Source organism: Ruegeria sp. CH8, assembly GCF_056536985.1.
The window spans coordinates 180,489-205,112 of sequence record NZ_JBQFQR010000002.1 but is presented as its reverse complement, the minus strand read 5'-3'; the positions used below and the strand labels follow the sequence as shown (position 1 = coordinate 205,112).

19 protein-coding genes are annotated in these 24,624 nt (G+C 59.3%); 5 read left to right on the top strand and 14 right to left on the bottom strand.

Annotated elements, in window-relative coordinates; translation table 11 throughout:
* Positions 1-74: 74 nt before the first annotated feature.
* From murC to ACR0ER_RS03085, 4 genes are all read right to left on the bottom strand, one after another.
* Entirely contained in the window at positions 75-1,484 is a 1,410-nt protein-coding gene (gene murC, locus ACR0ER_RS03100) for a UDP-N-acetylmuramate--L-alanine ligase (RefSeq protein ID WP_480767674.1), read from the bottom strand.
* The gene (locus ACR0ER_RS03095) at positions 1,481-2,578 is read right to left on the bottom strand and encodes a UDP-N-acetylglucosamine--N-acetylmuramyl-(pentapeptide) pyrophosphoryl-undecaprenol N-acetylglucosamine transferase (protein WP_480767673.1); all 1,098 of its coding nucleotides are present in this window, start codon (positions 2,576-2,578) and stop codon (positions 1,481-1,483) included. Before ACR0ER_RS03095 ends, murC begins: the two co-directional genes overlap by 4 nt.
* The gene (ftsW, locus tag ACR0ER_RS03090; RefSeq protein ID WP_170325742.1) at positions 2,578-3,741 is read right to left on the bottom strand and encodes a putative lipid II flippase FtsW; all 1,164 of its coding nucleotides are present in this window, start codon (positions 3,739-3,741) and stop codon (positions 2,578-2,580) included. Before ftsW ends, ACR0ER_RS03095 begins: the two co-directional genes overlap by 1 nt.
* 168 nt (positions 3,742-3,909) lie before the next feature.
* Complete coding sequence (locus ACR0ER_RS03085; RefSeq protein WP_170331574.1) at positions 3,910-4,203, bottom strand: antibiotic biosynthesis monooxygenase family protein; 294 nt, start codon at positions 4,201-4,203, stop codon at positions 3,910-3,912.
* Between the two features lie 124 nt (positions 4,204-4,327).
* Here ACR0ER_RS03085 and ACR0ER_RS03080 point away from each other — a divergent pair, with 124 nt between their 5' ends.
* Positions 4,328-5,506 carry a BaiN/RdsA family NAD(P)/FAD-dependent oxidoreductase gene (locus ACR0ER_RS03080; RefSeq protein ID WP_480767781.1) on the top strand — a complete coding sequence of 393 codons (1,179 nt, stop codon included), beginning with the start codon at positions 4,328-4,330 and terminating at the stop codon, positions 5,504-5,506.
* Here ACR0ER_RS03080 and ACR0ER_RS03075 read toward each other — a convergent pair.
* The 9 genes from ACR0ER_RS03075 to mraZ all read right to left on the bottom strand — a co-directional run bounded on the left by ACR0ER_RS03075 (position 5,503) and on the right by mraZ (position 15,185).
* On the bottom strand, positions 5,503-5,877 hold the full coding sequence (locus tag ACR0ER_RS03075) for a glycine zipper family protein (protein WP_480767672.1): 375 nt from the start codon (positions 5,875-5,877) through the stop codon (positions 5,503-5,505). The genes ACR0ER_RS03080 and ACR0ER_RS03075 overlap by 4 nt on opposite strands.
* A gap of 105 nt (positions 5,878-5,982) precedes the next feature.
* Positions 5,983-7,383 (bottom strand): UDP-N-acetylmuramoyl-L-alanine--D-glutamate ligase, encoded by a 1,401-nt coding sequence (gene murD, locus ACR0ER_RS03070; protein WP_480767671.1) that lies wholly within the window; start codon positions 7,381-7,383, stop codon positions 5,983-5,985.
* A gap of 150 nt (positions 7,384-7,533) precedes the next feature.
* On the bottom strand, positions 7,534-8,616 hold the full coding sequence (gene mraY, locus ACR0ER_RS03065; RefSeq protein WP_480767670.1) for a phospho-N-acetylmuramoyl-pentapeptide-transferase: 1,083 nt from the start codon (positions 8,614-8,616) through the stop codon (positions 7,534-7,536).
* A 24-nt stretch (positions 8,617-8,640) separates the two neighbouring features.
* On the bottom strand, positions 8,641-10,035 hold the full coding sequence (locus ACR0ER_RS03060) for a UDP-N-acetylmuramoyl-tripeptide--D-alanyl-D-alanine ligase (protein WP_480767669.1): 1,395 nt from the start codon (positions 10,033-10,035) through the stop codon (positions 8,641-8,643).
* Entirely contained in the window at positions 10,032-11,513 is a 1,482-nt protein-coding gene (locus ACR0ER_RS03055; RefSeq protein ID WP_480767668.1) for a UDP-N-acetylmuramoyl-L-alanyl-D-glutamate--2,6-diaminopimelate ligase, read from the bottom strand. The genes ACR0ER_RS03060 and ACR0ER_RS03055 overlap by 4 nt, the downstream gene beginning before the upstream one ends.
* A gap of 22 nt (positions 11,514-11,535) precedes the next feature.
* Positions 11,536-13,323 (bottom strand): peptidoglycan D,D-transpeptidase FtsI family protein, encoded by a 1,788-nt coding sequence (locus ACR0ER_RS03050; protein WP_480767667.1) that lies wholly within the window; start codon positions 13,321-13,323, stop codon positions 11,536-11,538.
* A complete protein-coding gene (gene ftsL / locus ACR0ER_RS03045; protein ID WP_170331589.1) occupies positions 13,320-13,688 on the bottom strand; it encodes a cell division protein FtsL in 369 nt (122 codons plus the stop codon). The genes ACR0ER_RS03050 and ftsL overlap by 4 nt, the downstream gene beginning before the upstream one ends.
* The gene (rsmH, locus tag ACR0ER_RS03040) at positions 13,685-14,677 is read right to left on the bottom strand and encodes a 16S rRNA (cytosine(1402)-N(4))-methyltransferase RsmH (RefSeq protein ID WP_480767666.1); all 993 of its coding nucleotides are present in this window, start codon (positions 14,675-14,677) and stop codon (positions 13,685-13,687) included. The genes ftsL and rsmH overlap by 4 nt, the downstream gene beginning before the upstream one ends.
* Before the next feature lie 4 nt (positions 14,678-14,681).
* Positions 14,682-15,185, bottom strand: coding sequence for a division/cell wall cluster transcriptional repressor MraZ (gene mraZ, locus ACR0ER_RS03035; RefSeq protein ID WP_170331592.1), 504 nt, complete (start codon positions 15,183-15,185; stop codon positions 14,682-14,684).
* Between the two features lie 907 nt (positions 15,186-16,092).
* On the opposite strand from mraZ, the gene ACR0ER_RS03030 reads away from it, so the two are divergent.
* Complete coding sequence (locus ACR0ER_RS03030; protein ID WP_480767665.1) at positions 16,093-16,317, top strand: DUF1127 domain-containing protein; 225 nt, start codon at positions 16,093-16,095, stop codon at positions 16,315-16,317.
* Between the two features lie 379 nt (positions 16,318-16,696).
* Positions 16,697-16,987, top strand: a complete 291-nt coding sequence (locus ACR0ER_RS03025; RefSeq protein WP_170331595.1) for a DUF1330 domain-containing protein — start codon at positions 16,697-16,699, stop codon at positions 16,985-16,987.
* On the opposite strand, the gene ACR0ER_RS03020 is transcribed toward ACR0ER_RS03025, so the two are convergent.
* Complete coding sequence (locus ACR0ER_RS03020; protein ID WP_480767664.1) at positions 16,984-19,602, bottom strand: ATP-dependent helicase; 2,619 nt, start codon at positions 19,600-19,602, stop codon at positions 16,984-16,986. The two genes, ACR0ER_RS03025 and ACR0ER_RS03020, sit on opposite strands and share 4 nt — an antisense overlap.
* Before the next feature lie 265 nt (positions 19,603-19,867).
* Between ACR0ER_RS03020 and ACR0ER_RS03015 the strand changes: the two genes are divergently transcribed.
* Complete coding sequence (locus ACR0ER_RS03015) at positions 19,868-21,025, top strand: alpha-hydroxy acid oxidase (protein WP_480767663.1); 1,158 nt, start codon at positions 19,868-19,870, stop codon at positions 21,023-21,025.
* Positions 21,026-21,150: 125 nt separating this feature from the next.
* The gene (locus tag ACR0ER_RS03010) at positions 21,151-24,588 is read left to right on the top strand and encodes a pyruvate carboxylase (protein WP_480767662.1); all 3,438 of its coding nucleotides are present in this window, start codon (positions 21,151-21,153) and stop codon (positions 24,586-24,588) included.
* Positions 24,589-24,624 lie beyond the last annotated feature (36 nt).

The window sequence follows — 24,624 nt, the reverse complement described above, 5'->3', positions numbered from 1 at the left end:
AATACACCTGCTGCCCCTTCCAAGGACGTTGCGACGCCACACTTTAAAGTTGCGTCACCGGAAAGTCTATTACGTCAAACGGCCTGTTTGTGCTGCAACCGCGCGGGCAAGCCATTTGCCCAGGCGCTGATCGTACCCGCGCCCAGACACACAACCATGTCACCGGGGCGGGCCTGCTCGCGGACCAACCGTTCCAAATCGTTTTCGTCTAATAACGCGCGCGCGTGGCGGTGGCCGTGGCGGATCAGCCCCTGCACCAGATCGTCGCGGGACGCGCCCTCGATCGGGTCTTCTCCGGCGGCAAAGATATCGGCGATGGCCACCACATCTGCGTCGTTGAAACAGGTGCAAAAATCATCGAACAGGTTTGACAGGCGAGAATAGCGGTGCGGTTGATGCACGGCGATCACGCGGCCCTCGGTCGCCTGACGCGCGGCTTTCAGCACGGCGTTGATTTCAACCGGATGGTGGCCGTAGTCGTCGATGATGGTGACTCCGTCCACTTCACCCACCTTGGTGAAGCGGCGATTGACGCCACCGAAATTGGCCAGCGCATCGCGAATTTCCGAGGCTTTCATCCCCAGATGACGCGCTACCGCAGCCGCGGACAGCGCGTTCGAGACGTTGTGGTCCCCAGGCATCGGCAGAGTACAATCCTCGATCACGGTGTCTTCGTATTGCAGGTGGATGTCGAAATGGGCAACGCCGCCCTTGTAGGTCAGGTTCACCGCCCGCACATCAGCCTGCGCGTTAAAGCCATAGGTACGCACCCGGCGGTCGGTGATGCGGCCCACCAGCGTCTGCACTTCGGCATGGTCGGTGCAGCATACAGCCAGACCGTAGAATGGCAGGTTCGAGACGAACTCGTAGAACCCGTCGCGCAACCTGTCGAAATCGCCCCAATGCTCCATATGCTCGGGGTCGATATTGGTGACGATGGCAATGGTCGCAGGCAGACGATTGAACGAGCCGTCGGATTCGTCGGCCTCAACCACCATCCATTCACCCTGCCCCATCCGCGCGTTCGAGCCATAGGCGTGGATGATACCGCCATTGATCACGGTCGGGTCGAAATCACCCGCCACCATCAGTTCGGCCATCATCGTGGTCGTCGTGGTCTTACCATGCGTTCCGGCGATGGCGATGTTGGATTTCAGCCGCATCAACTCAGCCAGCATGTCGGCGCGGCGCACCACCGGCAGGCCTTGCGCGCGGGCACCGTCCAGTTCCGGATTGCCGGGTTTGATCGCGGTCGACACTACGACAACGGCAGCGTTTTCCAGATTTTCAGCGCGCTGGCCAACAAAGATTTCAGCCCCCAAACCGGCCAGACGGTCGGTGATTTTCGAGGCCTTCAGGTCAGACCCCTGCACCCGGTACCCCAGGTTCAGCAGCACCTCGGCAATCCCCGACATCCCGATCCCACCGATACCAACGAAGTGGATCGGCCCTACGTCTTGCGGCAGTTTGGTTGCGGGATTCATGCGGTCTCCTTCTGCGCCAGATCTTCGACGAGATGCACCAGACGCTCAGTCGCATCCGGCGCGCCGGTCGAGAGGGCGGCATGGGCCATCTTTTGTGCGGCTTCGGGGTTTGTCAGAACTGCGGTGATTTGGTCGGTCAGCGCGGAAACGTCAAGCAGGTTTTCCGGAATCATGATCGCCCCACCCGCCTGCACCAGCCCGCGCGCATTGGCGGTTTGGTGGTCGCCTGCGGCGGCGGCAAACGGGACCAGGATAGAAGGCCGCCCGATCACCGAGATATCGGCGACGCTCGACGCGCCTGAACGCGAAATGACCAATTGCGCGTCAGACATTCGGCGCGGGACGTCCTGAAAGAACGGTTTGACCTCGGCGCGAATACCGTGATCGGCGTAAAAGGCAGTGACCCGCTCTCCGTCCTCGTCGCGGGCTTGATGGGCGACGCGGATATGATCGCGCAGCAATTCGGGCAAAGCAGCAATCGCGCCCGGCACTATATCGCTGAGGATGCGCGCGCCCTGCGAGCCGCCCATCACAAGGATCGACATCGGATAGTCACCGGGCGGGATATACCCGGCCGCTGCGCGTTCCAGCACGGCGGCGCGAACTGGGTTACCAGTATGCACGCCCTTTGCCCCCTCGGGCAGGTCGGTGGGCCAGATACCGCAGGCCACCTGTGACACGCGGGTCGCAAACAGCTGGTTCACCCGACCCAGAATGCCGTTTTGTTCATGGATCATGCGCGGGATTTTCAGCATCGTCGCCGCGCCCAGCGCCGGGATCGACGGATAGCCACCAAAGCCCACCACAACGTCCGGCCGGTCGCGCATCATCTGAAATGCCATGCTGGTGACGCCACCGGCAATCTTGGGTCCAACCAGCGCTTTGGCGGCCAGACCGCCGCGCGCGAAGGTGGCCGAGGACGCCTCGACAATCTCGGTCGAATGCGGAAAGCCGCTGGTGTAACGCGCGCCGCGCGCATCAGTGGACAGGCGCACATGCCAGCCTTTTTGCAGCATCGCTTCGGTCAGGGCCTGCGCCGGGAACATGTGGCCCCCGGTGCCACCCGCCGCAATCAGTAGATAGGGTTTGGTCATCAACCTCGTCCGCGCAGAATGTCACCAAGCTCGCCCTGTGGGCGGGTGCGGGTAAACGCCAAAAGCATCCCGACCGCAATGCCACCCGCAATCAGCGACGACCCGCCATAGCTGACGAACGGCAACGTCATGCCCTTGGCGGGCAGCAGGCGCACTGCGACGCCCATGTTGATCATCGCCTGAACGCCAAACATGCAAGCCAGTCCTGTGCCCGCCAGACGGATGAACATGTCGCGTTCCTTCATCAGCCGCAGCAAAGAACGCACCACGATTATCGAATAAAGCGCGATAATGATCAGCACCAGGATCAGGCCGAACTCCTCGGCCGCAACGGCGATGATGAAATCCGTATGCGCATCGGGCAGAGACCACTTCACCTGCCCCTCACCCACGCCAACGCCGAACAGGCCGCCTTCGCGGATGGCGTTGGTGGCATAACCGATCTGAGTGGTTGGATCGACTTCTTGGTTGAGAAAGCCATCGATCCGGCGGGCGAAGTGTTCCGAGTTTGAATAGGCAAACATACCGCCCAGCACCACTGCACCGGCCATGCCAACCAGCAACAGCATCGGCGCACCGGCCACGAAGTACATAACGCCCCAGCCAAACAGGATCAGACAGGCCTGACCGAAATCGGGTTGCAGCACCAGCATCCCGACGATGGCCATGCACAACGCAAAAGACCACAACCGGCCCGGAGGGCCATTGATCTCCTGCGACGCGGCCAACAGCCATGCGGCAACGACGACAAAGCCGGGCTTCAGAAACTCGGAGGGTTGCAGCGAAGCAAAGCCCAGCGAATACCACCGCACCGCGCCTTTCCCGAAATCAGTGCCAAAGACCGGCAGAAAAGCCAGCGCCACAAACGCGCCCAAAAAGCCCAGTACCGCAAGACGCCGCACCAGCGTCGGCGACATCATCGAGGTCAGCAGCATCGCAATCAGCGCCAGTCCACCGAACAGCGCCTGACGCTCGACATAGTGGAACGGATCGAACCCGTTTCGGCCTGCCAGCGGTGGTGATGAGGCCAGCCCCAGCAATAACCCGATGACAAACAGGATCAGCACGCAGGACATCGTCCAGCGATCAATTGTCCGCCACCACTTTGGTAGAATCGGTTCACCGCGCTGGTCCTGGACCGCGCCATACACCATCTCAGTCATGAGATACCGCCACTCTCTGCCTCGTTAACGCCCCGTTTTCGGGGTCTGATTGAGACTCTACAGGGATTTTGGCGTTTGGGCTAGCAGAATGACGGGCAGGTCGCGGAAATTAGCGCCCTGTGGGCAACGGTTTGAATTCAAAGCTCCGTTCCCGGAATTTCGGATCACCTAGGCAACAAGATCATAGTGTTTGATCGTTCTGGATTCGACCAGTTCAGCCTCGGCCGGATCAATGTGCGGGCTTTGATAATCGTCACCGACAAAGGCTTTCAGCGCGTCCAGGCTGTTCCAGATCATCACAAAGCTGAACTCGCGCGGTGTATCGGACCGCGGTGCGCCCGGCAGAACCTGAACGATGCCATCGGTGTTTTGCATCAACGGGATCGCGGTCTCGTGGAAAAACTTCGAAAATTCAGCCTCTTTGCCGGGGCGCACTGTGACTTGGAATATTCGCATGATCATCGGGGAACCCTCCTTTGCACGGGTGAGATTTCAATTCCTTATGAACGATTTTAACACAAATTCCGTGCGCCCGTTGAAACGGCTACCACTTGCCATCCCCGCCATTTCGCGCCATGCGCTGCGCATGACCTACGACACGATCATCCTAGGTGCCGGTGCAGCCGGTATGATGTGCGCCGCCCATTGCGGTGGGCGCGTATTGGTGATCGATCACGCCAAAGCTCCGGGTGAGAAAATCCGCATCTCGGGCGGCGGGCGCTGCAACTTCACCAACATGTATGCGGGACCTGGCAACTTCCTGTCGCGGAACCCGCATTTCTGCAAATCCGCGTTGGCACGCTATACGCAGTGGGATTTCGTCGATCTGGCCGGGCGTCACGGCATCGCGTGGCATGAGAAAACACTGGGGCAGTTGTTCTGCGACGGGTCCTCGAAACAGGTCATCCAGATGCTTCTGGATGAGATGGAACAAGCCGGAGCCGAGTTGTGGGTGCGGACCGAGGTGAAAGACCTGCGCAAGATCGAGGCCGGATTCGCGCTGGAGGTTGACCGCGAGGGCCAGCGCCTTAGCCTGAGCTGTCACAATCTGGTACTGGCCACGGGTGGTAAGTCGATCCCCAAAATGGGTGCAACCGGGCTGGCCTATGACATCGCCCAACAGTTCGGCTTACGGATGACCGAGACGCGCGCGGCGCTGGTGCCCTTCACGTTTTCGGATGGAAAGTTCAAGGAACTCTCGGGTGTTTCTCTGCCCGCACGCCTGTCGAACGACCGCACCAGCTTTGACGAAGCGCTGCTGTTCACTCATCGCGGCCTCAGCGGGCCGTCCGTGCTGCAATTGTCGTCCTATTGGCATGAGGGTGAGACGATCCGCGTAAATCTGATCCCCGACCTGCACCTGTTCGACCTGCTGCGCGATCAGCGGCAAAGCAGTGGCCGCAAGGCACTGACCACCGAACTGGCCCGTCACCTGCCCGCTCGGCTGGTGGATTATCTGAGCCAGCACATTTCGATGCAGGGAAATCTGGCAGACCAGTCCGACACCGCGCTGACCGAGTTGATCTCGGCCCTGTCAAACTGGCAGCTAACACCCTCGGGCACCGAAGGTTATCGCACTGCCGAGGTCACGCTGGGCGGGATCGACACGGACGACCTGTGGTCAAAAACAATGGAGGCCAGGGATGTCCCCGGCCTCTATGCGATTGGTGAAGCAGTGGATGTCACCGGCTGGCTTGGCGGCTACAATTTCCAGTGGGCGTGGTCCTCGGGCCACGCCGCAGGAACTGCAATCGCCGGGCGTTAGCCGACGACGTTGTAGCCGCGTCCACGCATGCAGTTACGCACGATGACTTCTTTGTTCTGGTTCTTGTTGATCACGTCCGCTCCGGCACCAACCAAGGCGCCCGCGACAGCCGCACGACCCAGGTTGTCACTGCTGTCCTGAACAATCCCGGTTACAGCGGCAGCACCTGCTGCGCCAATTGCCGCATTCCCTGCGGTCGATCCATCAACGCTGGACTGTGATGCGGCAAGCTGTTGGCACTGCTGCAGATCGAAGTTGTAGTTCGGACCAACCGGTCCATCGACAACAGGCTGGTAGTTGGCACCAGTATTGGTGCAGGCGCCAGCAACCAGAATGGCAGGCAGGATCAAAGAAAACTTACGGAATGGCATAGTCATGACCTCATTTTGATTTTGCCCGGAGCCAAACGTAATTGTCTTGGCCCGTCAAGCAAATAGCACCACAGCGTGGCCCGACCGGCGATCTATTGCAAACGACTAATCCGACAGCCGCTTTAGGACCTGTTCCGCGAAATCATCTCCACGCTGCTCGAAGTTGTCGTACTGATCGAAACTCGCCGCCGCCGGAGCTAACAATACGGTCTCACCCGGCTGGGCATCTGCCATGGCCTGAGCGACAGCCTCTTCCATAGTGGTGCAGACCTGCGCCTCGGCCTCAAGCTGCAAAGCGAATTTCGCGGCTTCGCGCCCGATCACATAGGCCCTAAGCACCTGATCCGCCGCGCCGTTCAGCGCCGCCAAACCACCTTCTTTCTCAAGCCCACCGCAAATCCAGCGAATCTTTTTGAACGCCGTCAGCGCCTTCAGCGCACTATCCACATTGGTTGCCTTGGAATCATTCACATAGGTCACACCATCCGCTTCAGCGATGATCTGGCTACGGTGCGGCAGCCCCGGATAGCTGTGCAGCGCATCCTCAATCACGCGCGGCGCCAACCCCAGCGCACGACAGGCGGCATAGGCCGCACATGCGTTCTGGTGATTGTGCGCCCCTGGCAATCCCTTGATCTGGCGCAGGTCAATCGACCCGGCCTGCCGCCCCTTGCGGTATTCGGACAAAAACCCCTTGCGCGCGAAGACCTGCCAGCCCGGCCCTGTTAGTTTGCGCGCTACTGAAACGCGGATCACCCGGTCATCCGCCGGACCTTCGGCCAGTTGCCCCGCCAAAAACGCGCCTTCCTTTTCGTCAATCCCGATAACCGCACGGTCCGGACCACCTTCGGCAAACAGGCGCCGTTTGGCTGCGAAATAGCCGCCCATCCCGCCGTGGCGGTCCAGATGATCCGGCGACAGGTTGGTAAATACCGCCACATCCGGCGTCAGTGACCGGGCTAGTTCGGTCTGATAACTGCTCAATTCCAGCACCACGACCGAGCCATCGCCACCCGGGTCAATATCCAACACACCACGCCCAATATTCCCCGCCAGTTGCGCCTCGCGCCCAGCCTCAGTCAGGATGTGATGGATCAAGGCAGCAGTGGTCGACTTGCCGTTCGACCCGGTCACCGCGATCACCCGCGGAGGCGTGTCGTAATTGTTCCATTCCGGGCCTGCAAAGGACCGGAAAAACAGGCCTATGTCATTATCCACAGGCACCCCGGCCGCAAGCGCTGCAGTTACAACCGGGTTCGGTTCCGGGTAATGATGAGGGATACCGGGTGAAACGATCAACGACGCGATATCATCAAACGCCCCGTGACGGTGCAGATCAAGGCATACAAACCCCTCGACTTCAGCCTTTTCACGCGCGGCCGGGTTGTCATCCCAACAGACCGGCTCGGCCTTGCCCGCTCGCAACGCACGCGCCGTGGCCAGCCCCGACCGACCAAGCCCCAGAACCGCAACCTTCTGCCCTGAAAACCCTTTGACCGGGATCATACTGCCCACCTTCTTTTGACGTCTAATTGGCGGCCACACTGCACAGAAGAAATCTCCGATGGCAAGAGCGGCAAAAAGCTCGCGCGTCGGCGCGAGCCGGGCCCAACAGGTGGCAGGTGGACCGCAGGTCCGCCGAACCTGGCGGGAGCGTTACCGGACCTTCAAAGTCGCCAGACCGATCATCGCCAGGATCAGCGAGATGATCCAGAACCGGATCACGATGGTCGGCTCGGCCCAGCCCTTTTTCTCATAATGATGGTGGATCGGCGCCATCAGAAACACCCGCCGACCGGTACGTTTGAAGTAAAGCACCTGAATAATCACACTCAGCGCCTCGACTACGAACAATCCGCCGACCACAGCCAGAACCAACTCGTGCTTGGTGGCCACTGCAATCGCGCCCAGCGCACCGCCCAAAGCCAGCGATCCGGTATCGCCCATGAACACGGCAGCGGGCGGGGCATTGTACCAAAGAAAGCCCAACCCGCCTCCGAACAAAGCTGCGGTAAAGATGAGGATTTCCCCAGTTCCAGGCACGTAGTGCACGTCCAGATATTCGGTAAAGTCAACACGACCAACCGCGTAAGCAATGATCCCTAGGGTCGTAGCTGCAATCATCGCTGGCATGATCGCCAACCCGTCCAACCCGTCCGTCAGGTTCACCGCATTGGCCGCGCCCACGATTACGACGATCGAGAAGGGAATATAGAAAATCCCCAGGTTGACCAGCGTATCCTTGAATACCGGTACAGCCAGTTGATTTTGCAACATTTCAGGATGATGCAAGGATGCCCAAAGCGAAGCCAACGCTGCGATAACCACTCCCAGCGCCATCCGCGTCCTGCCAGACACACCTTTGGTGTTCTGCTTGGAAACCTTGGCATAGTCGTCCGCAAAGCCAATTGCCGCATAGGCCAGCGTCACGAACAGCACCATCCAGACATAAGGGTTATCCAAACGCGCCCAGACCAACGTCGATGTCACCAAGGCTCCTACGATCAGCAAACCGCCCATGGTCGGCGTTCCGGCCTTGGAAAAATGGCCTTCGGGACCGTCATCCCGGATCGGCTGGCCCTTGCCTTGTTTGCGACGCAGCACATTGATCAGAGGTTTGCCGAAAATGAAACCAAAGATCAGCGCCGTCAGAAAGGCCCCGCCCGCACGGAAGGTGATGTAGCGGAAGAGGTTGAAAAAATCCCCTCCATCCGACAGGGCGGTTAACCAATATAGCATTACAATACCTTTCCTAGGCGGCAATCATGGTTCAAGCGCGCTCCCTTGCCCCATTTTCCGCAAACCGTCAACAATCTGAGCCAGCGCCATGCTGAGCGAGCCCTTGGCCAGCACCGTGTCGCCTGCGCGGATCAATTCCGGCAGGTGTTCGGACATCTCGGCACTGGTCTCGAACCAGAGCCCGCGTTTTTCTTCGGGCAACGCGTCATGCAAGGCTTTCATCAGCGGGCCGATGCAATGAACCTGATCCACATGCGCCATCGCCGCGATGTCGGCCATCCCGGCGTGCATGGGAACTTCCTGCCCGCCCAACTCTTTCATATCACCTAGAAAAGCGATCCGGCGCGTACCTTGTGATGCGGCCAGCACGTCCAGCGCGGCCTCCATCGAGGTCGGGTTGGCATTGTAGCTGTCGTCCAGCAACTCGATCTGTCCGCCCGCCGCCAATGGCAGCGTTTCGCGCACGCCCCGCCCCTTGACCGGAGACCATTGGCGCAGCCCGGCGATGGCCTCATCCAGATCGACGCCCATCTCGACACAGGCCGCCAGAGCCCCCAACGCATTCATGGCAAAATGTGTCCCAGCGGATTGCACGTCGTAAGCAATGACCGCATCGCCAACAGTCGCCCCGGCATGAACCGAGTCGGCGCTTTGCGTCACATCGGTCAGATTATAGTCCACAGCTTTGCGACCAAAATCCACGATCCCGGCTCCATGGTCCTGCGCGGTCTGGCGCAGAATGTCCGCGTGATCGATATCGGCATTCACAATCGCCGCGCCCCCGGTTTCAAGCCCTTCGAAAATAGCGGCCTTTTCATGGGCGATGCCCGCAACCGACTCGAACGCCTCAAGATGCACAGCCGCCACGGTCGTCACCAGCGCCACATGCGGACGGGCCTGCCGCGCCAGCGGAGCAATCTCTCCGGGGTGGTTCATGCCGATCTCAATCACCGCGAATTCGGTGTCTCGCGGCATCCGCGCCAACGTCAGGGGCACGCCCCAATGGTTGTTGTAGCTGGCCACGCTGGCATGTGTTTTTCCCTGTGTTTCCAGAATGCAGGCCAACATTTCCTTGGTCGAGGTTTTGCCAACACTACCAGTTACCCCCACAACACGGGCATCCGTCCGGGCGCGGCCCGCGATACCCAATGCTTCCAGCCCTGTCTGGACGTCATCGACAATCAGCAAAGGCGCGTCTGCAGAAACGCCCTCGGGCACGCGCGACACCAGCGCGGCACCGGCACCTTTTTCCAACGCTTGCGCCACGAAATCATGCCCGTCCCTCGCGGCCTTGAGCGCCACAAACAGGTCTCCGGGCTGGAGGGTTCTGGTGTCGATCGAGACGCCGTTCACCGCCCAATCTGAGGTGGCACGCCCACCGGTGGCTTCGGCAGCCTCAGCCGCAGTCCAGAGCGTCATGCCACCCTCCCGTCCAGCGCCGCGACGCTGATGCTGGCCTGTTCCACATCGTCGAAGGGAAGAACCTGATCGCCGACGATCTGGCCGGTCTCATGGCCCTTGCCCGCTATTAACAAGGCGTCGCCCGGTTGCAGAGCATCAATTCCACGCAAGATGGCCTCTGCCCGGTCGCCCACTTCGGTGGCTTCTGGCGCGCCCAAAAGGACGGCGGCGCGGATGGTGGCCGGGTCTTCGCTACGCGGGTTGTCGTCAGTGACAAATACTACGTCTGCATTCTCAGCGGCGGCCTGCCCCATCAACGGGCGCTTGGTGGCATCGCGATCGCCACCAGCGCCAACGATAGCAATCAAACGGCCCATGACATGCGGGCGCATCGCCTTGAGCGCGGTTGCCACTGCATCCGGGGTATGGGCGTAATCGACAAAAACCGCAGCCCCGTTTTCGCGCGTGGCAGCCAATTGCATACGCCCCCTCACGGTTGTCAGATGCGGCAGGGTTTCGAACACGCGTTCGGGATCCTCACCGGCGGCAATCACCAGACCGCAGGCCAGCAGGATGTTCTCGGCCTGAAACCCTCCGATCAGGTTGAGACGCGTCTGGAACACCTTGCCCTGCCATGAAAAGCGTAGGTCCTGCCCGGTCGAGTCGAACCGCTGATTCATCAGACAAAGGTCAACATCACCTGATCCGACGGTCAGAACCGACTGACCACGCGCCTCCGAGATCTTGCAGATCTCGGCACCCTTTGGGTCATCCATATTGATAACCACGGTGCCGTCCTGCGGCAGAACCCGGTCGAACAACCCAGCCTTGGCGGCGAAATATGCCTCGAAGGTTTCGTGATAGTCCAGATGGTCCTGCGTGAAGTTGGAAAACCCCGCGGCGGCCAGATGCACCCCATCCAGACGGCGCTGTTCCAACCCGTGCGAGGAGGCCTCCATCGCGGCGTGGGTAACGCCGTTCTCCGCCGCTTCGGCCAGACAGCGGTGCAGAGTGATCGGCTCGGGCGTGGTATGCGCCAGCGGGGCGGTCCAGGCGCCTTCGACACCCGTAGTACCAAGGTTCACTGCCGCGTGACCAAGCTCCATCCAAATCTGACGCACAAAGGTCGAGACCGAGGTTTTTCCGTTCGTCCCGGTGACAGCCACTACCGTCTGCGGTTGGGCGCCGAACCACAACGCCGCGCATCCGGCCAGTGCCTGACGCGGGTCTTCAACCACGATCAGCGCAGCGTCGGATGCGGCCAGTTCCCCGGCAGCGATCTCGGCACCTTCGGCATCGGTCAAAATCGCCGCAGCGCCCATGCGCAGGGCGAACTGGATGAACTCACCGCCATGAACGCGGGTGCCGGGAAGGGCTGCGAACAGGTAACCGTCCTTGACCTGACGACTGTCAACAGCCAGCCCGGTGATCTCAGGGTTTGCACCGCCCCGTGCGGTCAGGGCCAGTTGGCTGAGTGTTTTCGTCCTTGTGCCCATGACCCACCTTTTGTTGGACAGCCTAATTTGAGGTCAGGGTTATAGCAGCGCGCGCCTCAGGCTCAAGCCGGGGACGCAAGCCCAGCAATGGGGCAATGCGGCCGATCAGTTCTGCGGCCACAGGAACTGCCGTCCACCCCGCTGTGCGGCGCTTTTCGCCGTAGGCCAAGATGGACGGTTCATCCAGCGTGACGATCAACACATATTTAGGATCATAAGCCGGGAAGATCGTGGCAAAAGTCGCGATCACCTTGTCGTCGTAGTAGCCACCGCGCGGCTTGGGTTTATCCGCCGTACCTGTCTTGCCTGCCACGTCGTAACCGGCCACGTCGCCAAAGCTGGCGGTGCCGTCTGTCACCACCTTGCGCAACATTTTCTGCGCCTGTGTGGCTGCGCTGTCCGACAAGACGCGCGGGCCGTACTGGGGGCCGTTCTTTCGCAAGATCGTCGGGCTGACGTAGTGCCCACCATTGGCAATCGCTGCATAACCGGCGGCCAGATGCATCGGGCTGGTCGACAGCCCGTGACCATAGGAAATCGTCACCGTGCTCAGCTCGCCCCATTTCTTGGGCTTGAGCGGTTCGCCGCCTTTTGCCTCAACAATCTCGAACGGGGTCGGATCGAACATGCCCAGCGATTTTAAGAAGTTCTGCTGTCGCTTCGCACCGATCTGCAGCGCCAGCCGACCCGTCCCCCGGTTTGAACTGTGAACAATCACGTCCGCCACGCTGATTTTCCCGTAGTTCTTGCCGTTAAACTCGCCAATGGGAAAGCGACCGATTTTCATCGGACCCGAAGTGTCGATGATGGTTTCAGAGTTCACCAACCCCAGTTGTACAGCCTGCGCAGCGGTAAAGATTTTGAATACTGAACCAAGCTCATAGACACCCTGCACATAGCGGTTGAACAAGGGGCTATCCGACGGATCAAACCCCGAAGTTGGCGGACGGGGCCGGTCATTCGGATCAAAAGACGGTAGCGATGCGGCCGAGACCACCTCACCCGTATGCGCGTTCATCAAAACCGCCGAGGCCCCCTTGGCGTTCATGATCTTCATGCCGCCGTAAAGCACCTGCTCGACCGCTGCCTGGACGGTCAGGTCCAGCGACAGTTGCAGCGGTTTGTTGCCGTTGGCCGGGTCACGCAGGTAGTCGTCGAACTGCTTTTCAACACCGGCCACGCCGATGACCTCGGCAGCGCTGACGCCTTCACGCCCAAAGCCGGAGCCGCCCAGAATATGCGCGGCCAGACGGCCGTTCGGGTACAGCCGCATCTCACGCGGGCCGAACAGAATGCCGGGATCACCGATATCATGCACCGCCTGCTTCTGTTCGGGCGAGATACGTTTCTTGATCCACAGGAACTTGCGGTTGCCGGTGAAGTCCTTGACCAGTCGTTCTTTTTCCAGATCGGGGAAGATTGCCACCAACTGATCGGCGGCGGCAACGGGATCAATCATCAGAGGCGGCTGAGCATAAACCGAATAGGTATCCAGATTGGTCGCCAGAATGCGCCCTTCCCGGTCAACAATATTGGCCCGCTGCATGGCAATCGCGGCTCCGGGGGCGCTGGCCAGCGGCTCTTGCGCCTCGGACGTGGCCAGCATACCCATCCGGACGCCCACGACTGAGAAAGCGCAGAAGAAGAACAGGCCCAAAACCAAAAGACGCCCCTCGGCGCGGGCGCGGGCGCGGTCTTTCATATCTTCGTGGCGCTGTCGGATATTCTCGCGCTCAATCGCCTTGGGGTTCTCGCCCCGAGCGCGGGCGTCGAGGATTCGGGCCAAAGGCCGCAGGGGCGTGCGGGTCATGGGATTTGGACCTCCCCCAACGCCTGAGTGCTGGTGATGGCCTGCAGCTCAATCGGGTCGACGATGGGCAGGTCCGGGTCCTCGGCGTAAGAAATCTGATCGGCTCGACCGAACTGCTCGGCGCGCAGCGGCAACAGGCCCAGACGTTCGAAATTCAGGTCGGCCAGTTCACGCAGCCTGTCGGGGCGGTTCAGATAGGCCCACTCTGCATTCAGAACAGCCAGCCGCACCTGCGCCATGCCAATCTCGCGCTGCAGCTTCTGCGTTTCTTTCACAACCTGCTGGGTCCGGTAATTCTCCTGATACGCCCAAAGCGCCAATCCGAACACACACAGAGCGGTCAACACATACAAAACACTCTTCATTTCGCCCTTCCCCCAAGTTGCGGCATCCCAATGGCGCGGGCATCAATTTCCCCCGCCGGAGCCTCGGTCCGCACCGCCACGCGCAGCTTGGCCGAACGAGCGCGTGGGTTTTCCTGCAATTCTTGTTCGTCCGGACCCACGGCCTTGCGTGTCTTAAGCGTGAATTGCGGCAGTTCCTGTTCCACCTCGGGCGCATAGCGATTGGCGCGCCCGGTCTTGCCGGCACGGGATTGAAAGAACCGTTTGACCATGCGGTCTTCGATGGAATGAAAGGTCACTACGGCCAGTTGCCCACCCGGCTTTAGCGCCCGCTCGGCAGCCATAAGTCCCTGAAACAGCTCTTCATATTCCGCATTCACCGCAATCCGCAGCCCCTGAAAGCTGCGAGTCGCGGGGTGCGATTGGCCCGGCTTGGGGCGCGGCAGGCAGGATTCGATGATCTCGACCAGACGCAAGGTCGTGGTGATCGGCTCTTCCGCCCTTGCCTTGACGATGGCCCTGGCGATGCGGCGGCTGGCGCGTTCCTCACCGTAATGAAACAGGATATCGGCCAACTGCGCTTCGGTCGCCGTATTGACCAGATCAGCGGCGCTTTCACCCTCTTGGCTCATGCGCATGTCCAGCGGACCGTCCTTCATGAAGGAAAAGCCTCGCTCGGCCTGATCCAACTGCATCGAGGACACGCCGAGATCCAGCACCACTCCATCCAGACCCTGCGCGTATTCATCCAAACGCGAGAACACTCCGGGCTGCATCACCAGCCGGTCGCCATACTCACCCGCCCAATCGGCGGCCATATCAAAGGCCAGCGGATCGCGGTCCACGCCGATGACCTTGTCGGCCCCGGCATCCAACAGCCCGCGCGTATAACCGCCTGCGCCAAAGGTGCCATCCAGCCAGACACCAGAGACCGGTGCCACGGCGGCCAGCAACGGGCGCAACAGAACAGGGATATGAGGTTTGTCGGAAGGGGTCTCAGCGCCGGCCATGCCGCTACGCCTCCCCGACGCCGTCTAGATACACCAGAGGATCAAAGTCCTCAGGCTGTTCGTCCAGCCAATCCTCTGCAGCGGCGAGTTCTTCAGATTCGTAAGTCTCAGGCTTCCATATCTGGAACGTGTCACCAGCGGCGATAAAGAATGCCTCGCCCTCAAGCCCGATCTTGTTGCGCAGCTTCGCGGGCAATACCAGACGCCCCGTCTCGTCCACGGTGGTCGGGAAGGACTGACCATGGAACATGCGCTGCAGCATCTTCCGCTGCATCGAGCCGCGCGGCAGCGCGTCAATCTTGCCGTCGACCTCTTCGATCGCCTGCATGGTATAGCATTCCAGGAATTTGCGACGGTGGTCGCCGTAGACAATTACCAGTTCAGGCGTGTCACCCGGCTGCCAGTTTGGATCAGAGGCTTCAAGCACACGGCGAAACGAGGCCGGGATCGACACCCTGCCCTTCGTATCCACCTTGTGGTGGCTTTCACCTCTAAACCTGCGCGCCAAGACGACTGTCCCTTTCGCTTGCGCCCCACCTAAAATTCACGTTCCCCCCGGATGAAAAACGGCGGGTTGATCTGCTGCCACTGATCAACCCGCCGCATTGGCCCGCTTTGCGGGATGTCCAGCTGCGCGCGCCACCTGGGGGGATGTCTGCTCGCCCGCGCGCCGGATCTCTAGAGTGATGAAAGCGAGATGCCTGTATGAAACCTGTTTTTATTGGTTCGGGGTCGTTTGGCGCCCCATGTACCTCGTCCTCATCGGATGTATAAGGGATGCCATGGGAATTCATGGAAATCAACAGGAATTTTTAACGGCAGATCGGCGAGTCAGTAGAATACTCAAAGTGAAAACAAATGAAAACAATCAAAGAGCACTACAAATACCGCATGCGATTAAACACAACACTACATATGGTAAAAATGCTTACCACCCACCTTGTCCCATGTTTTCCCAGAAATTTTGGAGTAAGTTGCAATTTCTTACCCCGTGACGTCGATTCTTCCTGAATCAATACACGAATCGCTCGGCCGCACGCACATCGAAGCCTCGATTCCAGACCCGCCCACCCCGCACCCATGAATTCCCATACAGCGCTGTGACGCCCGTCGATAAGGAACTCCGCCCACCAGCGATTTCAAAACGCACAGATCTTACAAAAGATGCACAAAGAAGAAGCGATACCGCGCAAGCCTTGCCACCCAGGCACAGGCAGAAGCATTCAACACTATAGTAAAATCCTTATTTTAAAGGCTTTTAACCTATCAGACATCCAACTTATTGATATCTATGCAATTGCCGCATAGCAGCATTGACGACATGGGCTATTGTGCATCTGCAGCATTAGCCTATTTTCAATCTCAAGCAACCGCCGGGTTACACCGGCAACAACAAGAAAAATCGAGTAACCCAGATGGCTGCAGCAACACAACAGACCGCGCTGAAGGGCGCTCCGGCGACCGGCTTGGCTTCTTTGATTGAGGCTGTAAAGGCCCGTTTTGTTCGCCATCGCGTCTATCGCCAGACAGTGAACGAACTGTCCGGGCTGACAAATCGCGAACTGGCCGATCTGGGCCTGCACCGCTCGATGATCCGCCGTCTGGCGATGCAAGCGGCCGAAGAACACGTCGCGCACTAAGCGCGCAATGACATAACCGAGATCAGGTCCTTCCTCCTCCCTTTAGGACCTGTATATCAGCGGCGACATCTCTCCTCCTCCCTGATGTCGCCGCACCTTATACCGGCCCTGAACGCCGGAAACTGACACACCGGGTATTTCTCCTCCCTTTCCCGGTGTTGAAAGTGCGCGGCGACGTCTCTCCTCCTCCCTGACGTCGCCGCGTCTTCCTCATACCGGGATCAAACCCGGGTTCGGATACATCGGGGCTCTCCTCCTCCCTGCCTTGATGTTAAAAAGAACGGCGGTTCCCTCTCCTCCTCCCTGGGAACCGCCGTTTTTTTCTTTTTTTGGGGCTGTATGTAGAATGGAGCCCCAAACGAGTTGTGAGGAGCTCCCAATGGCCGCTTATTTCATTGCGCAGATTTCGATCCACGACCCGGAGGGCTATCAGGCGTACCTTGAGGGCTTCATGCCGATCTTTGACCGCCACGGCGGTCGTCTACTGACAGTTTCATCCAAACCCATCGACGTGATCGAAGGCAATTGGGCCGAGAACGGAATAGTCCTGATGGAGTTTCCATCCCTTGAGGCCGCAAAGGCATGGAAGGACGACCCGGACTATATCGAACTGGCCAAAATCCGACATCGCACAGCAACAACGAACATGGTTCTGGTTGAAGGGCTTTAGAACGGCACGTCGTCCTTGGCCGACAAAAATCGCGAGACCACCTTTTTCGTGCCCGCCTTGTCAAAATCCACCTCGACCTTGTCGCCTTCGACACCAATCACCGCGCCATAACCAAATTTCTGGTGGAACACGCGTTCGCCCTGGGTGAAGCTGGCTATTGCGGTAGCGTCGATCACCGTATTGCGGCTTTCGCGCGGCTGCGACGTGCCGTATTGCCCCTGCCGCGCCTGCATCCGTTTCCATCCGGGTGAGTTATAGACATTCGCCTCGGCCGCTCGGGATTCGATGCTAGCCGTTGGTTGCCCGCCGCCATAAAGACCCGGAGGCGTCAGCACCTCGACATGGTCCTCGGGCAATTCGTCGATGAATCGCGACGGCATCGCGTTCTGCCACTGCCCAAATACCCGCCGGTTGGCGGCAAAGGAGATCGTGCAGACCTCTTCGGCGCGGGTGATACCGACATATGCCAACCGCCTCTCTTCCTCGAGACCCTTGAGTCCCGATTCGTCCATCGACCGTTGCGAGGGGAACAACCCATCCTCCCATCCCGGCAGGAAGACCGCGGGAAACTCCAGCCCCTTGGCCGCGTGCAGGGTCATGATCGAGACCATGGCCCCATCGCCCTCCTGCTCATTGTCCATAACCAGACTGACATGCTCCAGGAATCCTTGAAGATTCTCGAAATTGTCGAGTTGGTTGACCAGTTCCTTGAGGTTTTCCAACCGGCCCGGCGCCTCGGGCGTCTTTTCGTTCTGCCAGTGGGCGGTATAGCCGGATTCGTCCAGAATGATCTGCGCCAACTCGATATGCGAGACCTCGGGCTCTCCGAACCGCATCGGCGCGCCATCATCAATCACCGACTCGTCTTCTACCTCGATCCGCGGGCCGCGCGTCATCGCATTCCAACGTGCCAGCCCGTCGATCAACTCGCGCAGCGCTTTGCCGCCTTTACCTTTAATCAGGCCATTGTCGACCGCAATCCGCGCCCCATCGATGAGCGAAACGCCGTTTTCCCGAGCCGTTATCTGAATCGTTTGTTGGGCCTTGTCGCCCAAACCGCGTTTTGGCGTGTTCACGATCCGCTCGAACGCCAGATCGTCGCCGGGGCTGACCACCAGCCGGAAATAGGCCATGGCATCACGGATCTCCATCCGCTCATAGAATCGCGGGCCACCGATCACCTTGTAGGGCAGACCAATGGTCAGGAACCGATCCTCGAACGCACGCATCTGGTGCGAGGCCCGGACCAGAATCACGATGTCATCGAAGCTAAACTTCTCTGCTCGGCCGGCCAGAACAGATTGAAGCATATTGGACGATTTTTCGTCTGCAGATAACAGCTCAATAACTAGATTCTGTGTTTTGATATCTGAATAAACACTGCCGGATTCGAACGCCTCTTTGATGTAAGTTTGTTTATCAATCGGACCCAAGCCAACCTTTGCCCGTCGATCCAGTTCTTGCTCGAAGCTTTTCAGTCTAGGATTAAACCTATTCTGTGCTTCAACAGCCCTTCCACTTACTAGATCGTCGATTTTCTCTCCGATCCAACGCGCCTCTTCTTCACCATCCCAATGACCTATCAATCGAACTTTGTGACCTTCTTTCTCCGCGTCTGTCCAAAGCTCTTTGCCAAGTCGGTCTGCATTTCCACAAATTACATTTGTCGCTGACTCCAAAATATGAAGTGTAGAACGATAGTTCTGCTCCAGCCGCACCACATATGCACCGGGAAAGTCCTTTTCGAACCGCAGGATGTTACCCACTTCGGCCCCGCGCCAGCCATAGATCGACTGGTCGTCATCGCCGACGCAGCAGATATTCTTATGTGCCCCGGCCAGCAGACGCAGCCAGAGGTATTGAGCGACGTTGGTGTCCTGATACTCGTCCACCAGAATGTAACGAAACCAGCGCTGGTATTGCTCCAACACGTCCTGATGAGATTGGAAGATCGTGACCATGTGCAGCAGCAAGTCGCCAAAATCCACCGCGTTTAACTCGCGCAGGCGGATTTGGTATTGGGCGTAAAGCTCAATACCCTTGTTGTTGTAGGCGCCGGCATCCGCCGCAGGCACCTTGTCGGGTGTCAGTGCGCGGTTTTTCCAGTCGTCGATGATCCCGGACAACATCCGCGCGGGCCAACGTTTGTCGTCGATATTCGCAACTTGAATCAGCTGCTTGAGCAGGCGCAACTGATCATCTGTGTCCAAAATGGTGAAGTTCGATTTCAGATCGACCAATTCCGCATGGCGGCGCAGCAGCTTGACGCAGATCGAGTGGAAAGTGCCCAGCCAAGGCATCCCTTCAGCGGGTTGCCCCAACAGGCGGCCCACACGAATTTTCATCTCGCGTGCTGCCTTATTGGTGAAGGTGACCGACAGAATCTCGTTCGGGCGCGCACGCCCGGTGCTCAGCAGATGGGCGATGCGCGCGGTTAGGGCCTTGGTCTTACCCGTCCCTGCCCCGGCCAGCATCAGGACCGGACCGTCCAGCCGCTCCACCGCCTCGCGTTGGGCCGGGTTCAGTTCATCCAGATAGGGCGTGGGGCGGACGGCCATAGCCCGCGCGGACAGTGATGCGCCCTCAAAGGCGTCCATTTCGTCGAAACTGCTCATGTACTCAAACTACGCTGTCTATGCGTCGAGGGAAAGGGTTTGTTCACCCCTTGTTCGCGTAGATTTTAACTCTTTTTCCACCTGCTCCACCTGCTACGCAGCAACGCGCCGTGCTAAATTTTTGGATAAGTTGCGTTCGTATCAGCCGAAGCCACCATGCCAGCGCAACACTGGCGCGAAGCTCAGGCAGCCCTGAAAACCAGCCTCACTCGCCTCAGTCGCTTGGAAAGCTTGCAGAATCGCTCGGCAGGTCGGATCAATTCGTATGGATTTACACAGCTCATTTCCCGGCATTGCCGACCTGAAACGTCGCGCGCGGCGAAGAGTACCGTTTTTTGTCTGGGAATACCTGGCGAGCGGTACAGGAACCGAAACCACATTACATAAAAACCGGGCCGCGCTGGATCAGGTGGAAATGCTGCCCTCCATCCTGCATGGCCCGATAGAGTGTGATACCAGCACGAGTTTTCTGGGGCAGGACTTCCCCTTACCCTTCGGCATCGCGCCGATCGGGATGTCCGGGCTGGTCTGGCCAAACGCTGAACAGCTGTTGGCGTGTACAGCCGCCGATGCGGGGCTGCCCTATACTTTGTCCACCGTCGCTAGTCAGAGCCCCGAGGACCTGGCCCCTTATTTGGGGAATAACGCCTGGTTTCAACTATATCCGCCGAAAGACCCGGATATTCGCACCGATATTCTGAATCGCGTCAAATCGGCTGGGTTCTCGACACTTGTTCTGACCGTTGATGTTCCTGTCGCTTCGCGGCGGGAACGGCAAACACGGTCGGGCCTGACTCAACCACCCAGACTGAACCCGCGCCTGCTGGCACAGATCGCCCTGCGTCCAACTTGGGCTTTGGGCATGGCCCAGAAGGGAATGCCCAGAATGCGGACGTTGGACAAGTATATAGATGGGCACAGCGCCCTTCCGCCAACGGCTCATGTTGGTTACCTGCTGCGCACCTCTCCCGACATGGACTATGTCAAATGGCTGCGGGACGCGTGGGACGGGCCATTCATCGTGAAAGGCGTCATGCGGTCTGACGATGCCCAGAAACTGCAACATGCCGGGGTTGATGCCATTTGGGTCTCGAATCACGGAGGCCGCCAGTTTGACGGCGCGCCGGCCAGTATCAATGTGCTTCCGGCGATCCGCGACGCGACTGACCTGCCGCTGATCTTTGACAGTGGCATCGAGGGCGGCTTGGACATTCTGCGCGCGATGGCTTTGGGCGCGGATTTTGTCATGCTTGGGCGGGGATTTTTGTATGGTCTCAGTGCCTTGGGCGCGCGTGGCCCTGCGCATGTCATCGACATCCTGCGCCAGGACATGATTGCCAATATGGGCCAAATGGGCCTTCCAAACCTGCAGGAAATCCCGTCGGCAATCCCAAAAGTTGATGCTGCAACGCAGCGTGTGTAAGACAATCTCGTCAAAAAGGCGGCGTTTGCGAGCGATAACATGCCGGTTCTACCCAGAAGGACTGATATACGAGCGCGTATTGTCCGCCTATGAACACGGCCAAACCACCAAGACCGGGACCTGATATGACCGACTTCAACAAAATCCTGATCGCCAACCGCGGCGAGATAGCCATCCGCGTCATGCGGGCAGCCAACGAGATGGGCAAGCGCACCGTCGCGGTCTTCGCCGAGGAAGACAAGTTGGGCTTGCATCGTTTCAAAGCGGACGAGGCGTATCGCATTGGCGAAGGCATGGGACCTGTTGCGGCTTATCTAAGCATTGATGAGATCATCCGCGTGGCCAAGGAGTGCGGCGCTGATGCGATTCACCCCGGCTACGGCCTGCTGTCCGAAAACCCTGATTTCGTGGATGCCTGTGTGCAGAACGGCATCACCTTTATCGGCCCCAAGGCGGAAACTATGCGCGCCCTTGGCGACAAGGCCAGTGCCCGTAAGGTCGCGATCGCCGCTGACGTGCCGGTCATCCCGGCAACCGAAGTTCTGGGCGATGACATGGCCGCCATCAAGGCCGAGGCCGCCGAAATCGGTTATCCGCTGATGCTGAAGGCCAGTTGGGGCGGCGGCGGGCGCGGCATGCGCCCGATCCTGTCCGAGGACGAGCTTGAAGAAAAAGTGCTGGAAGGCCGCCGCGAAGCCGAAGCCGCCTTTGGTAACGGCGAAGGTTATCTGGAAAAGATGATCACCCGCGCCCGCCACGTCGAGGTTCAGATCCTCGGCGACAAGCATGGTGAGATTTACCATCTGTATGAACGGGACTGCTCGGTCCAGCGCCGGAACCAGAAGGTCGTGGAACGCGCCCCTGCCCCGTATCTGACGGAAGAGCAGCGCGCCGAGATTTGTGATCTGGGCCGCCGTATCTGCGCCCATGTGAACTACGAATGCGCCGGTACTGTCGAATTCCTGATGGATATGAACACCGGCAAGTTCTACTTCATTGAGGTGAACCCCCGCGTACAGGTGGAACACACAGTCACCGAAGAAGTGACCGGCATCGACATCGTTCAGGCTCAGATCCTGATTGCTGAAGGCAAAACGCTGGCCGAGGCTACTGGCAAAGCCAGCCAGGACGAGATTCGCCTGAACGGCCACGCGCTGCAGACGCGCGTGACAACCGAGGACCCGCTGAACAACTTCATTCCGGACTATGGCCGCATCACTGCTTATCGCTCGGCCACGGGTATGGGTATCCGTCTGGACGGCGGTACCGCCTATGCAGGTGGGGTGATTACTCGCTATTACGACTCGCTGCTGACCAAGGTCACCGCTTGGGCACCGACACCCGAGAAGGCAATTGCCCGGATGGACCGCGCCCTGCGCGAATTCCGTGTTCGCGGCGTTTCCACCAACATCGCTTTTGTTGAGAACCTGCTAAAACACCCGACCTTCCTGTCGAATGAATACACCACCAAATTCATCGACGAGACACCGGACCTGTTCCAGTTCAAGAAACGCCGCGACCGTGGCACCAAGGTTCTGACCTACATCGCGGACATCACCGTCAACGGCCACCCTGAAACCAAGGATCGTCCCGAGCCGCGGGCCGACCTGAAGGAAGCTAAGCCCCCTGCGATGAAGGGTGAGCCCAAAATGGGCACCCGCAATCTGCTGGAGCAAAAAGGCCCGCAGGCTGTGGCCGACTGGATGAAAGCGCAGCGGCAACTGCTGATCACCGACACCACCATGCGGGATGGTCACCAGTCGCTGTTGGCGACCCGGATGCGCTCGATCGACATGATCAAAGTGGCTCCGACCTACGCCGCGAACCTGCCGCAACTGTTCTCGGTCGAATGCTGGGGCGGCGCGACCTTCGACGTGGCCTATCGTTTCCTGCAGGAATGCCCGTGGCAGCGTCTGCGCGACCTGCGCGAGGCGATGCCGAACCTGATGACCCAGATGCTGCTGCGCGGGGCCAATGGTGTTGGCTACACCAACTACCCGGACAACGTAGTGCAGGAATTCGTGCGTCAGGCGTCGCAGAATATCGATGTGTTCCGCGTGTTCGACTCGCTCAACTGGGTTGAAAACATGCGCGTCGCCATGGATGCGGTGATCGAGAACGGCAAGATCTGCGAAGGCACTGTCTGCTACACCGGTGACATTCTGGACCCGGACCGCGCTAAGTATGACCTGAAATACTATGTCGGCATGGCGAAAGAGCTGCGCGACGCGGGCGCGCATGTTCTCGGCCTGAAAGACATGGCCGGTCTGCTGAAACCGGCCTCGGCCAAGATCCTGATCCGCGCGCTGAAGGAAGAGGTTGGCCTGCCGATTCACTTCCACACGCATGACACTGCCGGTATCGCCAGCGCCACCATCCTAGCCGCCTCCGAGGCGGGCGTGGACGCAGTGGATTGCGCGATGGACAGCTTCTCGGGCAACACATCGCAGGCAACACTGGGCACCGTGGTTGAAGCCCTGCGTCACACCGAGCGTGACACTGGTCTGGACATCAAGGCGATCCGCGAGATCAGCGACTACTTCGAAGCGGTGCGCGGTCAGTACGCGGCGTTCGAATCCAGCCTGCAGGCCCCGGCATCCGAGGTTTACCTGCACGAGATGCCCGGTGGTCAGTTCACCAATCTCAAGGCGCAAGCGCGTTCCTTGGGTCTGGAAGAACGCTGGCACGAGGTCGCTCAGATGTATGCCGACGTGAACCAGATGTTCGGCGACATCGTAAAGGTGACGCCTTCATCCAAGGTTGTTGGTGACATGGCGCTGATGATGGTCAGCCAGGGCCTGACCCGCGACGATGTGGAAAGCCCGGATACAGACGTGGCCTTCCCCGACTCGGTCGTGGACATGATGCGCGGCAACCTGGGTCAGCCTCCGGGCGGCTTCCCCGACACCATCATCCAAAAGGTGCTGAAGGACGAGGCCCCCAACACCGAACGCCCGGGCAAGGACGTTCCTGCAGTTGATCTGGAAGCCACCCGCGCCGAACTGTCCAAGCAATTGGAAGGCAAAGAGGTCGATGACGAGGACCTTAACGGTTACCTGATGTATCCCAAGGTCTTCCTGGACTACATGGGTCGCCACCGCACCTATGGTCCGGTCCGCGCACTGCCGACGCGTACCTTCTTCTACGGAATGGAGCCGGGCGAAGAGATCACAGCCGAAATCGATCCGGGCAAGATACTGGAAATCCGCTGCCAGGCTATCGGTGAAACCGACGAGAAAGGCGAGGTCAAAGTCTTCTTCGAACTCAACGGTCAGCCGCGCGTGATCCGGGTTCCGAACCGTCTGGTGACAGCAACCACACAAGCGCGTCCGAAAGCTGAGGTAGGCAACGCCAACCATGTCGGCGCACCGATGCCGGGTGTCGTGGCGACTATTGCTGTGACTGCGGGCCAAGAAGTCAAGGAAGGCGACATGCTTCTGACCATCGAAGCGATGAAGATGGAAACCGGCATCCACGCCGAACGCGACGCGGTGGTCAAAGCTGTCCACATCCAGCCCGGCGGTCAAATTGACGCCAAGGACTTGTTGATCGAACTGGAATAAAACAAAAATCCAGTTAATCTTTGAAGGGCCGTGCAG

Coding starts and splice junctions, on each gene's coding strand:
- murC (WP_480767674.1), bottom strand. CDS start 1,484: ATGAATCCCGCAACCAAACTGCCGCAAGACGTAGGGCCGATCCACTTC.
- ACR0ER_RS03095 (WP_480767673.1), bottom strand. CDS start 2,578: ATGACCAAACCCTATCTACTGATTGCGGCGGGTGGCACCGGGGGCCAC.
- ftsW (WP_170325742.1), bottom strand. CDS start 3,741: ATGACTGAGATGGTGTATGGCGCGGTCCAGGACCAGCGCGGTGAACCG.
- ACR0ER_RS03085 (WP_170331574.1), bottom strand. CDS start 4,203: ATGATCATGCGAATATTCCAAGTCACAGTGCGCCCCGGCAAAGAGGCT.
- ACR0ER_RS03080 (WP_480767781.1), top strand. CDS start 4,328: ATGACCTACGACACGATCATCCTAGGTGCCGGTGCAGCCGGTATGATG.
- ACR0ER_RS03075 (WP_480767672.1), bottom strand. CDS start 5,877: ATGCCATTCCGTAAGTTTTCTTTGATCCTGCCTGCCATTCTGGTTGCT.
- murD (WP_480767671.1), bottom strand. CDS start 7,383: ATGATCCCGGTCAAAGGGTTTTCAGGGCAGAAGGTTGCGGTTCTGGGG.
- mraY (WP_480767670.1), bottom strand. CDS start 8,616: ATGCTATATTGGTTAACCGCCCTGTCGGATGGAGGGGATTTTTTCAAC.
- ACR0ER_RS03060 (WP_480767669.1), bottom strand. CDS start 10,035: ATGACGCTCTGGACTGCGGCTGAGGCTGCCGAAGCCACCGGTGGGCGT.
- ACR0ER_RS03055 (WP_480767668.1), bottom strand. CDS start 11,513: ATGGGCACAAGGACGAAAACACTCAGCCAACTGGCCCTGACCGCACGG.
- ACR0ER_RS03050 (WP_480767667.1), bottom strand. CDS start 13,323: ATGACCCGCACGCCCCTGCGGCCTTTGGCCCGAATCCTCGACGCCCGC.
- ftsL (WP_170331589.1), bottom strand. CDS start 13,688: ATGAAGAGTGTTTTGTATGTGTTGACCGCTCTGTGTGTGTTCGGATTG.
- rsmH (WP_480767666.1), bottom strand. CDS start 14,677: ATGGCCGGCGCTGAGACCCCTTCCGACAAACCTCATATCCCTGTTCTG.
- ACR0ER_RS03030 (WP_480767665.1), top strand. CDS start 16,093: ATGGCTGCAGCAACACAACAGACCGCGCTGAAGGGCGCTCCGGCGACC.
- ACR0ER_RS03025 (WP_170331595.1), top strand. CDS start 16,697: ATGGCCGCTTATTTCATTGCGCAGATTTCGATCCACGACCCGGAGGGC.
- ACR0ER_RS03020 (WP_480767664.1), bottom strand. CDS start 19,602: ATGAGCAGTTTCGACGAAATGGACGCCTTTGAGGGCGCATCACTGTCC.
- ACR0ER_RS03015 (WP_480767663.1), top strand. CDS start 19,868: ATGGATTTACACAGCTCATTTCCCGGCATTGCCGACCTGAAACGTCGC.
- ACR0ER_RS03010 (WP_480767662.1), top strand. CDS start 21,151: ATGACCGACTTCAACAAAATCCTGATCGCCAACCGCGGCGAGATAGCC.